The organism is Actinoallomurus oryzae, assembly GCF_039541955.1.
Classification (GTDB): Bacteria; Actinomycetota; Actinomycetes; order Streptosporangiales; family Streptosporangiaceae; genus Actinoallomurus; species Actinoallomurus oryzae.
The window spans coordinates 62839-75137 of sequence record NZ_BAABHF010000057.1; the positions used below are offsets into that span (position 1 = coordinate 62839).

A 12299-nucleotide genomic window follows, 5' to 3' on the forward strand; every position below is an offset into this window, starting at 1 on the left:
GAATCGTCGTCGCCGGACTGCGCAAGCGGTACGGGGCGACCCTGGCCCTCGACGGGATGTCCTTCACCGTCCGCCCGGGACGGGTGACCGGCTTCGTGGGGCCCAACGGGGCCGGGAAGTCCACCACGATGCGCGTGATCCTCGGCCTGGACGCGGTCGAGGAGGGCACCGCGCTGATCGAGGGCCGGCCGTACCACGGCCTTCGGCACCCGCTGAACCACGTCGGTTCACTGCTGGACGCCTCGGCGCTGCACCCCGGCCGCAGTGCTCGTCACCACCTGCTCTGGCTGGCGCATTCACAGGGCCTGCCCGCACGGCGGGTCGACCAGGTGATCGAGCAGGTCGGCCTGACCTCGGCGGCCCGGCGCAAGGCCGGCGGCTACTCGCTCGGCATGCGGCAGCGGCTCGGCATCGCCGCGGCCCTGCTGGGCGACCCGCCGGTCATCATGCTCGATGAGCCGTTCAACGGCATGGACCCCGACGGCATCATCTGGATGCGTGGCTTCCTGCGGTCGCTGGCCGCTGAGGGCCGCGCCGTGCTGGTCTCCAGCCACCTGATGAGCGAGGTGCAGGACACCGCCGACCATCTCGTCGTGGTCGGACGCGGCAGGGCCATCGCCGACGCCGGCGTCGCCGACCTGATCGCGGCGGCCTCCAGGGACCGGGTGGCCCTGCGGACCACGGCCGGGAGGCACGCGACGAGGGTGCTCACGCACGCCGGCGCGACCGTGGCGCCCACCGGCCGCGACACCATCGCCGTCTCCGGCCTGCCCGCGGACCGGATCGTGACGCTGCTCAGCGAGAGCGCGGTGCCGTTCTCGGAGGTGTCGGCACACCGCGCCACCCTTGAGGAGGTCTACCTGGAGCTCACCCGCGAGGCGGTCGAGTTCCACGCGGCGACGTCCGGGGAGGTCGTGCGGTGACCGCCGCCGTCACACGGTCCCGCTCCGGCCGGAACGGCCTTGCCCAGGTCGTGCGCGCGGAGTGGACCAAGTTCCGAACCGTCCGCGGGTGGGTCATCGGCACGGTGGCCGCGGCGCTGATGCTGGTGCTGTTCGCCGCGCTCACCGGGGCCGGCAGCGTTCAGCATGGCGCACCGCGTGTCCCGGTCGGGCCGGGCGGGGAACCGGTGACCGACAGCTTCTACTTCGTGCACCGGCCGCTGGCCGGAGACGGCAGCATCACGGTCTCCGTCTCCGCGCTCCGGAGCAGCATTCCCAGGGGTCTCGCGGACCTGCGGCCTGGCGTCGTGCCGTGGTCGAAGGCCGGGCTCATCATCAAGCAGAGCACGCGCCAGGGATCACCGTACGCGGCGATCATGGTGACCGGCGGCCACGGCGTACGGATGCAGGACGACTACGTCGGCGACACGGCCGGCCTCCCCGGTCCCGTCTCCGCCGCCTCGCCCCGCTGGCTGCGGCTGGATCGCTCGGGCGACGCGATCACCGGCCGTGCCTCGGCCGACGGCACGCACTGGACCACGGTGGGCACCGTGCACGTGAGCGGGCTCGGACCGACCGCGCAGGGCGGGCTGTTCGTCGCATCCCCGCCTTCCGTGCACGGCATGGGCACGAGCGGCAGCGTGTCCACGGCCGTCTTCGACGACCTTCGCGTCCAGGGGAGCTGGGCGGGTGGCGACTGGGCCGGTGACCAGGTGGGACCCGAATCCCCGAGCTTTTCCGGCTACCCGCCGAACACGTCGGGTTCGGTCACGGGATCTGCGGGCCGCTTCACGGTGACCGGCGCCGGCGACATCGCGCCCGCCGTTCGGGTGACCCTGCCGACCGGCGGCACCCTCGGAGAGATCCTCACCGGCACGTTCGCCGCGCTGATCGCCGTGATCGTCGTGGGGGCGCTGTTCATCACCACGGAGTACCGGAAGAAGCTGATCCACGTCACGCTGGCCGCCAGCCCGAAGCGGATCCGGGTGCTGGTGGCCAAGGCGACCGTGCTGGGAGCCGTCACCTTCGTCGCCGGGCTGGCCGGTGCGGCCGTCGCGGTTCGGCTCGGCGAGCGGCTCGCCCGGGCCAACGGCGTGTACATCTTCCCGGTGACGTCCTCGACCGAGCTACGGGTGGAGCTCGGGGTCGCGGCGCTGCTCGCGACCGCCTCGATCATCGCCCTGTCCGTCGGGGCCGTTCTCCGGCACAGCGCCGGCGCGGTCACCACCGTCATCGTGGCCATCGTGCTGCCCTACATCCTGGTCGCCATCCCGTTCATGCCCGCGAGCGTGGCGAACTGGCTGACGCGCGTGACACCGGCTGCGGCCTTCGCCGTCCAGCAGACGCTCGTGCGGTATCACCAGGTCAGCGGCGTCTACACGCCGTACGAGGGCTATTACCCGCTGGGGCCGTGGGCGGGGCTCGCCGTCCTGGCCGGGTACGCGGTGGTCAGCCTCGCCGTAGCCGCCGTCCTCCTCCGCAGGAGAGACGCATGAGGTCGGCCCTGCACGCGGAATGGACGAAGGTCCGGACCGTCGCCGGCCCGCTGTGGCTGCTGCTCGGCGCGATCGCGGCGACCGTGGCCCTGAGCGCCGGGGCGACCTCGGTGGTGACATGCACGTCCGCCGGCTGCGGCGGCGACCCGACCAGGCTCAGCCTCATCGGCGTCATCCTTGGCCAGGCGCCGGTCGCCGTCCTGGCCGTGCTGATCATCAGCGGTGAGTTCGGCTCAGGCATGATCCGCACCACGCTGACGGCGGCGCCGCGTCGGATCACGGTCCTCGCGGCCAAGGCCGTCACCCTCACCGGCCTCGTGTCCGCGGCCGGGACCGTCGCGGTCCTCGGGTCGTTGCTGACCGGATGGCTCATCCTGCCCGGCCACGGTGTCACGGCCGCGCGCGGCCACTCGGCCCTGTCCCTGGCCGACGGGCCCACTCTGCGCGCGGCCGTCGGGTCGGTCCTCTACCTGATCCTGATCGCCCTGCTCAGCCTCGGCGTCGCCACCGCCGTACGCGACTCCGCGGCCGGTATCGGAATCGTCCTGGGCCTGCTCTACCTGTTCCCCATCCTCTCCCAGACGATCGGCGGTCCGCACTGGCAGCGCCTGCTCCAGCAGATCGGGCCGATGAACGCCGGGCTCACCGTCCAGGCCACCACCGATCTGCACGACCTGCCCATCGGTCCTTGGGCCGGTCTCGGCGTGACCGCCGGATGGGCCGCCGCGGCGCTGCTCGCCGGCGGCCTGCTGCTGCGCACCGGCGACGCCTGAACGGGTCCGCGTTCTCGAGCCGGCCGTTGGCCCTGGCAGGCCGTGAGGAAGAAGGCCACAGCCGGGAAAGATCAATTGCCTCCGGCCAGGCGAGGGTCCCACGCGACAGCGCCGGACGCCGCGCTCTCGGTGTTCGCCGAGGCGTACGGCGAAGACCAGGCCCAGGACTCCTGAAGCCGCGGCCGAACTCGTGCTCGATCGGGCCGCGCGCCGACAGGGCATCGGTCACGGCCACGGACACCGGTCACTCGGGTCGGCAGCGTTGGCCCGTGCGCCAGTTCGCGGTGGCCGCGGCGATGACGGTGTCCAGCCGGTCTCGGGCGCTCACCATGTCGCCGATCTGCCGGTCGATGCGGTCCCGCTCGGCGGAGAGCCGGTCGAGCAGCTCCGGCGTGGCCTGACCGTCCACGACGCACGGCAGCAGATCCGCGATCGACCTGCTCGTCACCCCGGCGGCGTACAGCTGCTGGATCAGCCGGACGCGATCGACCGCGCCGTCCGGATAGTGCCGCTGGCCGCTGGGGCTGCGTTCTGCGGCGAGCAGGTTCTGCTCCTCGTAGTAGCGCAGCGCCCGAACGCTGACGCCTGCCCTGGTGGCGAGTTCGCCGATACGCACCATGCCCTCCGACGTGACTCGGACCACATTCCTTGCCTCTGACGTCAACGTCAGGTTTTAGCGTATCTCACGTGGGCCTCACGCCCTCGGTACCCCGCGGCTCGACAACACCACGCGAGCGCGACACCACACACCCACCGCGAAACAGCTGGAGGAAACGCTCCATGACCGCATCAGACATGGCGACGACGGAGGTGGCCCTCACCGCGCCCACCCCCGTCGTCTCGGTGAAGCCGGTGACGCTGGAGGCGCCGGGCCGCGGCGAGGACCTGCAGGTGAGGGTCTCCGCGCCGACGACCGGGAGCGAACTGCCGGTCATCGTCTTCTCCCACGGTTTCGGCTCGTCGCTGCACGGCTATGGCCCCCTGGCCGACTTCTGGGCCGCTCACGGCTTCGTGGTGATCCAGCCCACCCACCTCGACTCCAGGACCGTGGGCCTTGCCCAGGACGATCGCCGCAGACCGCGGCTGTGGCGGTTCCGCGTCGAGGACCTGAAACGCATCCTCGACCGGCTTGATCTGCTGGAAGCCGCCGTACCCGGTCTCAGTGGCCGCCTCGACCGGAGCCGCATCGCCGCGGCCGGACACTCCTTCGGCGGCCAGACGGCGGGCAATCTGCTGGGCCTGCGCGTCCTGGACCCGGAGACCAAGAGGGAAGAGGACCTGTCCGACCCGCGCGTCAAGGCCGGCGTGCTGTTCGCCACGGCCGGTGAGGGCGGGGCCAACCTGACACCGTTCGCGGCCGAGCACTTCCCGTTCATGAACCCGAACTTCGCGTACATGACCACGCCGGCGCTGGTGGTCGTGGGAGATCGGGACGACACTCCGCGCAAGCACCGGCTGACCGTCCGCGGACCGGACTGGATGGCCGACCCGTACCTGCTGAGCCCGGGGGAGAAGAGCCTGTTCACTCTGTTCGGGGCGGAACACTCGCTCGGCGGGATCGCGGGCTACGAGGTCCAGGAGACGACGGACGAAGATCCCGAGCGCGTCGCCCTGATCCAGCGGGTCACGTGGGCCTACCTTCGCCATGCGCTCGGCATCGAGGACGCCGCCTGGTCGGCGGCGCGCAAGGCTCTGTCCCAGAGCGCCACGCCACGGGGGCGGATCGAATCCAGGTCAGGCGGTCCCGGGGTACAGGGGGATGGTGATCAGCAGGCGGTTGCCCTCTGACTCGCGGGTGGTCCAGATCTTCCCGCCGAGCGCCTCGACGCGGTCGCCGAGGTTGATCGGGCCCGTTTCGCAGTCGACGTCGGCGTCGGTGGCGCTGGTCGCCATGGCGCCGTCATCGTGGATGAGGACGCGAACGGTGTGCTTGCCGACGAGCAGGTCGAGGCGGATGGCGCTCACATCGGTGTGGGCGAGGGCGGCGCTCAGCGCCTCACAGGTGATGTAGTAGACCGCCACCTTGAGGGGCTCGGCCAAGGGTCTGCCGACGTGCACATGAAGCTCGACCGGTATCGGGCAGCGGCGCACCAGTGATTTGAGGGCGGCCTTCAGCCCCCCACGGGACAGAATCGCCGGGTGCAGCCCTCGCGAGATGGACCACAGATCCTGCAGTACGTTCGTCAGCGCCTGAGCCGTACGGGCCAGTTGTCCCTTGAGGGCGTCCTGTTCGGGGGTGAGGGCGTCCTGCGCGGAGCGTAGTTCCAGGCTGAGGCAGATGAGGCGCTGTTGCAGCCTGTTGTGCAGGTCGCGTTCGATGCGGCTGCGGGCCGCGTCGGCGGCGTTGAGGACGCGGGCGCGGGAGGCACGCAGTTCCGCGTCGGTCTCGGCGTTGGTGATCGCGGCGCTGGTCAGCACCATGAACTGGAGCATGCGTGCCTCGGTGTTCGCCGGTTGCGGACCACAGCCGAGCGAGACCGTCGTGCCCCACACACGTCCTTTGACCATGATGGGGCAGGCGACCAGGGACGTGACCGGGCCGTCACGGAGCCGTACGCCGACCTCGCTCTCGGTGTCGACGTGCCCGTTGATCCGTCCCGGGCGTCCGCTCCGCGCCACCGCCGCCGCCACGGAGCCGTCGGCGATCCGCCGGCTCGGTACCGCGGGCGGTACGAAGTTGGGCCTGCCGGGTCGGGTCCAGTGGCCGACCACCGTGGTGGTGTGATCGGATTCGAAGCGGTTGATGATGACGCAGTCGGTGTCGAGCAGCCGGCCGATCTGCCCGACGACGGCGGCGAAGACCTGCGGCAGCGGCCCGCCACGCGCGACCAGCACCGCTATCCGGCGGAACGCCGCCTGCTCCCGCAAAGCCCTGTCGAACTCGGCACGGACCGCGTTCGCGGAGACCACTGATGCCACCGGCGTCTGCACCGTGCCGTCCTCACGGGGCGTGCCCGCTGTGGCTTCGCCGTCTCCGTGCCCGGAGAGTCCCCAGCGTTGCAGCACCCGCTCGCCGTAACGGATGCTCAGGCCGGTGTCGGGGGTCTTTTCCACGACCGCGGTCGTCTTGAACGCCTGGACCTGTTCGCCGAGGTCGATGAGCATCTGCGGGTCGACGCACATGGTCAGCAGCGGGAACACGTCCATCTCTTCGTGCATGATCTCCCCGTCCACCTCCCACAGCAGGTCGGTGACCAGCGCGTCGAAGGCGACGTCGGCCGTGTCGGTGGCGGCGAGGGTGGCCAGCAGCCGCTCGATCCGGGTGTGGGCCCCGGTCTCCTTGGCCATGTCGATGGCCCAGTCCGGCACGCTCGCGTGGATCGCCGGGTACAGGTACATGTCCTCGGCCACGGCGTGCCTGATCAGCTCACCGGTCACCTGGTCGACCACCCGCCGGCGCCCTGCCTCACGTGCCGCGGGCAGCCGCATGAGCAGACCCATGATGCGTTCATGATCACGGCTCAGCACGCAGATCAACGATCGATCATCGGAATCCGCCAGGCCAAGGCAGGTCATGTACTAGACCTACCCGGACGAACAGGGCCTATGAGCCTTCGGCGTGCACCCGGCTCCCGGTCGTTCGGGCCTCAGCGGCTCACGGCGGTCTCCCGCTCCACACGCGACAGCTTCTCCGGATTGCGTACGTGGTAGAGGCCGGTGACGGTGCCGTTCTCGACCCGCACCGCCAGCACGCCGTCGATCTCCCCGTTGACGCGGACGAGCAGTCCCGGGCCGCCGTTGACCTGCACCGGCTCGACCGACCTTTCGGCGTCGCGTTTCCACCAGCGGATCGCCAGCAGGCGGGCCACTTTGTCCGCGCCCACGATGGGCCGCAGCAGGGCATGTTTGACTCCGCCGCCGTCGGCCAGGGCGACGACGTCCGGGGCGAGGACGTCGAGCAGGCCCTGCAGGTCACCGGTTTCGACGGCTCGCTGGAAGGCCTGGAGCACGGCTCGGGTCTCGGCCGGGGAGGCGGTGCCGCGTGGCCGGCGTGCGGCGACGTGCGCCCGTGCCCGGTGGGCGATCTGGCGAACGGCGGCCGGGCTCCTGTCGACGGCTTCGGCGATCTCGTCGTAGTCCAGGTCGAACACCTCGCGCAGCACGAACACCGCCCGTTCGACCGGCCCGAGGGTCTCCAGCACCAGCAGCATCGCCATCGAGACGCTGTCGGCCAACTCGACGTCATCGGCCACGTCGGGCGCGGTCAGCAACGGCTCGGGCAACCACGGCCCGACATAGGCCTCCTTGCGCCGGCCGAGCGCACGCAGCCGGTCCAGCGCCTGCCGGGTGACGATCCGCACCAGGAAGGCCCGCTCCTCCCGCACGGTGTCGAGATCCACACGCACCCAGCGCAGCCAGGTCTCCTGCAGGACGTCCTCGGCGTCGGCGGCCGAACCGAGCATCTCGTAGGCGACGGTGAACAGCAGGTTGCGGTGGGCGACGAACGCCTCGGTGGCGGAGTCCACCGAATCCACGCGGCCGGCACCATCGATCGGTTCGGCCCTGCCCATGGTTCGCTCGCTCATGCCCGGCTCCCGCCCGTTCGCTCTCAGCCCTGCCACGCACAAGACGCCGGGCCCGGCCGTTCTGTGACACCCACGGCCGGTGGTCCACGTCACAAAAGCGCGCTGTCACAGGGATCGGGCCGCCGGCGTCTCGTGTTCGTCAGGACGCCGCGGCGAACGATCGCGGCACCCGGCGGCTGGGAAAAGGCAGGGGACCGCGAAGTGATGCCCTGTGCCTCGATCCGTTCAATGTGACAAGGAGATGACTGTGGCAGCACGCAGCGCACTCCCGGCGACCGGGCCGGGCCCCGAGGCGGCCGGGACGGCGGCCGGGGATCCGAGACGGTGGCTGATCCTCGCCGTCATCGCCGCCGCCCAGCTCATGGTCGTCCTCGACCTGACCGTGATGAACCTCGCGCTGCCGTCGGCGCAGCGGGCGCTGAATTTCACGGCCGCCGACAGGCAGTGGGTCGTGACCGCGTACGCGCTGTCGTTCGGGAGCCTGCTGCTGTTCTGCGGGCGGCTGGCCGACCTGATCGGCCGCAAGGTCACCTTCCTCACCGGGCTCGTCGGCTTCGCGGCGGCCTCCGCCGTCGGCGGTGCCTCGGTCGACTTCTCGATGCTGGTGACGGCGCGCGTCTGCCAGGGGGTCTTCGGCGCACTGCTCGCGCCGTCCGCCCTGTCGCTGCTGGCCACGACCTTCAAAGACCCGAAGGAGCGGGCCAAGGCGTTCGGCGTCTACGGCGCGGTCGCCGCCGCCGGCGGTGGCCTGGGGCTGCTGCTCGGCGGTGCGCTGACCTCCTACCTGTCCTGGCGATGGTGCATGTACGTCAACCTGGTCTTCGCGGCGACCGCGATCACCGGAGGGGCGCTGCTGCTGGGCCGGCAGCACAGGACGCCGGGCGGCCGGCTGGACGTCCCGGGCGTGGTGGCGGTGTCCGGCGGGATGCTCTGCCTGGTCTACGGCTTCTCCAACGCCGCGACCCACAGCTGGCACACGCCTTCGACCTGGAGCTTTCTTGTCGTCGGCGTCGCTCTGCTGATCGCATTCGCCGCATGGCAGTCGCGCACCGCGCACCCGCTGCTGCCGCCCCGCGTCGTGCTCGACCGCAACCGTGCCGGGGCCTACCTCACCGTCTTGATCAGCGGGGCCGGCACGTTCGGCGTCTTCCTGTTCCTGATCTACTACATGCAGGTGACCCTGGGGTACTCGGCGGTCGTCTCGGGCCTGGCCATGCTCCCGATGGTGGCGCTCAGCGGCACCGTGGCCAATCTGGGCAACATAAGGTTGATGCCGCGGATCGGCCCCAAGCCGATGGTCATCGCCGGCATGCTGCTCAACGCGGCCGGCATGGTCTGGCTGACTAGGATCGGCGTGCACTCGGGCTATGCGTCGGCGCTGCTCGGGCCGCTCATGGTGACCGGCGCCGGCATGGGCCTCATCTTCGGCATGATGGCCGCCACCGGCACCTTCGGCGTCGCGCCGTACGACGCGGGGGTGGCCTCGGCGAGCATCAACACCGGGCAGCAGCTCGGCGGCTCGATCGGCACCGCGCTGCTCAACACCGTCGCGGCCAGCGCCGCCGCCGGTTACCTGGCCGACCATTCGTACGGACGGCCGACGCCGCGGCTGGTCCAGCTCGCGGCGATCCACAGTTACACCACGGTGTTCTGGTGGTGTGCCGGCATCTTCGCCGCCGGCGCCGTCATCTGCGGCGCGCTGCTGCGACCCGGCCCGCTGACCCGCCCCGGAGACGCCACTGTCCGGGAGCCGTCCGAGCGGGCCACGGCCGCACGGTAGCGACGCCCCGCACTCCTGACCGCCCAAGGCTTGAAGCCATTCGGCCGAGGCGCCTCTCGAACCGACGGGCGGTCAGGGAGATCGCGGGCCGTTCGCTCCGGCCGTCACACGCTCGGACTCGGCGGCCGTGGCGACATCGCGGGGATAGGTACGACGCCCGCGAAAAAGGATCGCGGCGCTCGCGATCAGCGGCGCCAGCATGACCAGGAACGCGTACTCCAGGCCGCGTGCGCCTCCCTTGCCGCCATGGCCCAGCCGGTCGGCCGTGAAACCGAACGCCACCGGGGCGATCGCCTCTGCGCCCATGCGCAGGAACGTACGGACGCTCTCGGCACGTCCCCACAGCCGGAAGTGCACGACATCGAGCCGCGCCGCGTCCAGCGGTGAGTTCGCCGCGGACAGCGAAGCGGCGGCGGCCACGAACACCGGTGCCGCGACGGCCACCCCGGTGGTGAGCAGCCCGGGGATGAACAGTCCGGCGGTCAGCAGGTAGGCCACCGCGGGCACGAGCACGCGGGCGCTGATGTGCCCGCGGCGGATGAGCCAGTCGGCCACCCGCCCGCCGGTCAGCACGCCTGCCAGCGCCCCGGCACCGATGACCAGCGCCAAACCGCTGACGACCGCATGCGTGAGGCCGTAGTGCCGCATGACGAAGACGACACCGAACGTCCGCAGGCCCGAGAAGAAGAAATAGCCGAGCGCGGAGGCCACGATCAGCACGACGTTCGTGGGAATCCGCAGCACGTAGCGCGCCGCCGCCCACATCGACAACCGCGCAGGATCACGCCGCAGGACCAGGTCGGGGTCGGGTTCGACGCCGCGCGTCTCCAACCTCGACCGTGCCGGATCGTCCCGCCGCGAGGCCGTGCCCTGCTCGCCACCGGGAGGTTCTCCGTGGGCCTGTGCGTCCGGCTCCAGCTCGGTCTCGCCGGGTCGCAGCCGGCTCTGCCCGCCGCGCGCGGGTTCGGGAAGCCTCCGCGTGATCACGTACGCCAGGGCGAGCCCCAGCAGCGCGAGGAACCCGAACGCCGCCCGCCAGCTCAGCAGGTGCGCCAGATTGCCTCCGATGAGCAGCCCGAATCCCGCGCCGAGCAGTTCACCGCTGAGGATGAAGCCGTAGATGCGGCCTCGCTCCGCGGGCGGGAAGTAGTCGCCGACCAGCGAGGCGAGCGTCGGTCCGGCGGTCGCGCTGACCGCACCCAGCGCCAGCCTGGACAGCAGCAGCCACAGGAACGAGCCGGCGAGACCACCGGCCACCATGGCGGCGCACCAGACGACGATGCTCGCCGCCAGGAGCCTGACCCGGTTGATCCGGTCGGTCAGCACGCCGACGGGCAGAGCGGCGACCGCGCCGATCCCCGAGGAGACCGCGGTCAGCGATCCCAGCTGGGTGTCGGAGATGCCCAGGCCGGTGCTGAGCTCCGGTGCGACGGCGCCGATGGTGCCCTTGTCGGCGGCGTCGAGTGCGAGCACGCAGGCGAGGATCGCGATCACCTGGAAGCGCGCCGGGCCTCCCACGATGGCCAGCAGCCGCGCCTTCGCCCAGCCGACCGCGCCGCGCAGCAGGCCGGTGTACCGATGCTCCGCCGACGCCGCCATGGACCAGACCTTTCCGCGAGGTCTTCTCCCACACCGGCACGCAGGTCAAACGATCACCGCGATCAGGTCTCCGGGTCCGGCGCGTCGTTCGCGCGCTTGACCAGATACGGCGACCGGCCCAGGATCACGATGCCGCCCACCATCATGGCCAGACCGGTGATCTCCCCGGCCAGCGCGCCGGCGCTGAGCCGCAGACGTTCGCTGAAGACCACCACGCCCAGCGCGATGCCCGTCAGCGGCTCGGCAGCGGTCGCCGCGGGCAGGGAGACCCGCAGCGGCGCCGCGTCGAAGGCCGACTGGGCCAGCAGCAGACCGCAGATCGCGACGATCACCAGAGCGTACGGCTGCCAGCTCGCGGCGATCGCGCTCAGCCCGTGCTCCAGTCTCAGCAGCAGACCCCGGGTGAGCGCGTCCTGCACACCGAACAACATCCCGGCGGCCGATGCCAGCAGCATCGCCTTGACCTGGAGCGAGGACCCCCAGCCGGCCCGTACGAGCACGACCGCGACCAGCGCGACCGCCCCGGCCGCGAGCCACCGGGCGGAGGTCGGCTCCACCGGCAGCTCCCCGTGCGGCCGGCCCAGTACGAGGAACATCGCCACGCCGCCGGAGGCCAGGACTCCTCCCAGCCATTCGTTCCACGACAGGTACTCCTTGCAGACGATACGTCCGATGACCAGCGCGAACACCAGGTTCGTCGCCAGCAGCGGCTCCACCTTGGCCACATCGGCGCCGGACAGCGCCACCGCCCCCAGGATCTGACCGCACAGCATCGCCGCCAGACCCCCCAGCCACAGCGGCCGGCGGACCAGGTCGAGCAGCAGCGACGGATGCAGCATCCGCCCCAACGGCTCCCGATACGCCGCGTGCTGCTGAGCGACGAACCCCAGCCCCAGAAAGCCCGCCGCCGCAAGCGCGATAGCGAAGATCATCCAGCCCTCCGGGGGACCCGCTTCGGTCGGTCATCGCGCCGCCGGCAAGCGCCTCGGCCCGCTGCGCGTTCTTCTTCCCCGAAGGGCGAAGCCACCGCCCCCGCCGTCCTGCCTTCACACTTCCCGCCTGCGACAACGCCCAAGCACCCGGTACCGGCGGCCCCGGCGCGTACGAGCCGTCGCCACCGGCACGGGGGAGAGGCAGGAGATCTACTTGATCGTCCGCTGCCGTACCCATGAACCACGGGCTAA

General features: G+C 71.3%; 10 protein-coding genes. 5 read left to right on the top strand and 5 right to left on the bottom strand.

The window, feature by feature from the left end; all coding sequences use genetic code 11:
- The first annotated feature begins 56 nt into the window (after positions 1–56).
- The 3 genes from ABEA10_RS44255 to ABEA10_RS44265 are packed head-to-tail and all read left to right on the top strand — an operon-like array spanning position 57 to position 3210.
- Positions 57–923: an ATP-binding cassette domain-containing protein gene (locus tag ABEA10_RS44255; protein WP_345474737.1), complete on the top strand. Its 867-nt coding sequence runs from the start codon at positions 57–59 to the stop codon at positions 921–923.
- Entirely contained in the window at positions 920–2437 is a 1518-nt protein-coding gene (locus ABEA10_RS44260; protein WP_345474622.1) for a DUF1349 domain-containing protein, read from the top strand. Before ABEA10_RS44255 ends, ABEA10_RS44260 begins: the two co-directional genes overlap by 4 nt.
- A complete protein-coding gene (locus tag ABEA10_RS44265; RefSeq protein WP_345474623.1) occupies positions 2434–3210 on the top strand; it encodes an ABC-2 transporter permease in 777 nt (258 codons plus the stop codon). Before ABEA10_RS44260 ends, ABEA10_RS44265 begins: the two co-directional genes overlap by 4 nt.
- Positions 3211–3454: 244 nt before the next feature.
- Here ABEA10_RS44265 and ABEA10_RS44270 read toward each other — a convergent pair whose 3' ends face one another.
- Positions 3455–3826 (bottom strand): MerR family transcriptional regulator, encoded by a 372-nt coding sequence (locus tag ABEA10_RS44270; protein WP_345474739.1) that lies wholly within the window; start codon positions 3824–3826, stop codon positions 3455–3457.
- 164 nt (positions 3827–3990) lie between these two features.
- On the opposite strand from ABEA10_RS44270, the gene ABEA10_RS44275 reads away from it, so the two are divergent.
- Entirely contained in the window at positions 3991–4998 is a 1008-nt protein-coding gene (locus ABEA10_RS44275; protein WP_345474625.1) for an alpha/beta hydrolase family protein, read from the top strand.
- Here ABEA10_RS44275 and ABEA10_RS44280 read toward each other — a convergent pair.
- Together ABEA10_RS44280 and ABEA10_RS44285 are read right to left on the bottom strand one after the other, a co-directional pair.
- Positions 4945–6726 carry a hemerythrin domain-containing protein gene (locus ABEA10_RS44280; RefSeq protein WP_345474627.1) on the bottom strand — a complete coding sequence of 594 codons (1782 nt, stop codon included), beginning with the start codon at positions 6724–6726 and terminating at the stop codon, positions 4945–4947. The genes ABEA10_RS44275 and ABEA10_RS44280 overlap by 54 nt on opposite strands.
- Positions 6727–6797: 71 nt before the next feature.
- Complete coding sequence (locus tag ABEA10_RS44285; RefSeq protein WP_345474629.1) at positions 6798–7736, bottom strand: RNA polymerase sigma-70 factor; 939 nt, start codon at positions 7734–7736, stop codon at positions 6798–6800.
- A 247-nt stretch (positions 7737–7983) separates the two neighbouring features.
- On the opposite strand from ABEA10_RS44285, the gene ABEA10_RS44290 reads away from it, so the two are divergent.
- Positions 7984–9516 carry an MFS transporter gene (locus ABEA10_RS44290; protein WP_345474631.1) on the top strand — a complete coding sequence of 511 codons (1533 nt, stop codon included), beginning with the start codon at positions 7984–7986 and terminating at the stop codon, positions 9514–9516.
- 72 nt (positions 9517–9588) lie between these two features.
- Here the strand turns inward: ABEA10_RS44290 and ABEA10_RS44295 are convergent, their stop codons facing one another.
- The gene (locus tag ABEA10_RS44295) at positions 9589–11115 is read right to left on the bottom strand and encodes an MFS transporter (RefSeq protein ID WP_345474633.1); all 1527 of its coding nucleotides are present in this window, start codon (positions 11113–11115) and stop codon (positions 9589–9591) included.
- A 62-nt stretch (positions 11116–11177) separates the two neighbouring features.
- Positions 11178–12047: a DMT family transporter gene (locus ABEA10_RS44300; RefSeq protein ID WP_345474635.1), complete on the bottom strand. Its 870-nt coding sequence runs from the start codon at positions 12045–12047 to the stop codon at positions 11178–11180.
- Positions 12048–12299: the final 252 nt, after the last annotated feature.

Coding starts and splice junctions, on each gene's coding strand:
- ABEA10_RS44255 (WP_345474737.1), top strand. CDS start 57: ATGTCCTTCACCGTCCGCCCGGGACGGGTGACCGGCTTCGTGGGGCCC.
- ABEA10_RS44265 (WP_345474623.1), top strand. CDS start 2,434: ATGAGGTCGGCCCTGCACGCGGAATGGACGAAGGTCCGGACCGTCGCC.
- ABEA10_RS44275 (WP_345474625.1), top strand. CDS start 3,991: ATGACCGCATCAGACATGGCGACGACGGAGGTGGCCCTCACCGCGCCC.
- ABEA10_RS44280 (WP_345474627.1), bottom strand. CDS start 6,726: ATGACCTGCCTTGGCCTGGCGGATTCCGATGATCGATCGTTGATCTGC.
- ABEA10_RS44285 (WP_345474629.1), bottom strand. CDS start 7,736: ATGAGCGAGCGAACCATGGGCAGGGCCGAACCGATCGATGGTGCCGGC.
- ABEA10_RS44295 (WP_345474633.1), bottom strand. CDS start 11,115: ATGGCGGCGTCGGCGGAGCATCGGTACACCGGCCTGCTGCGCGGCGCG.
- ABEA10_RS44300 (WP_345474635.1), bottom strand. CDS start 12,047: ATGATCTTCGCTATCGCGCTTGCGGCGGCGGGCTTTCTGGGGCTGGGG.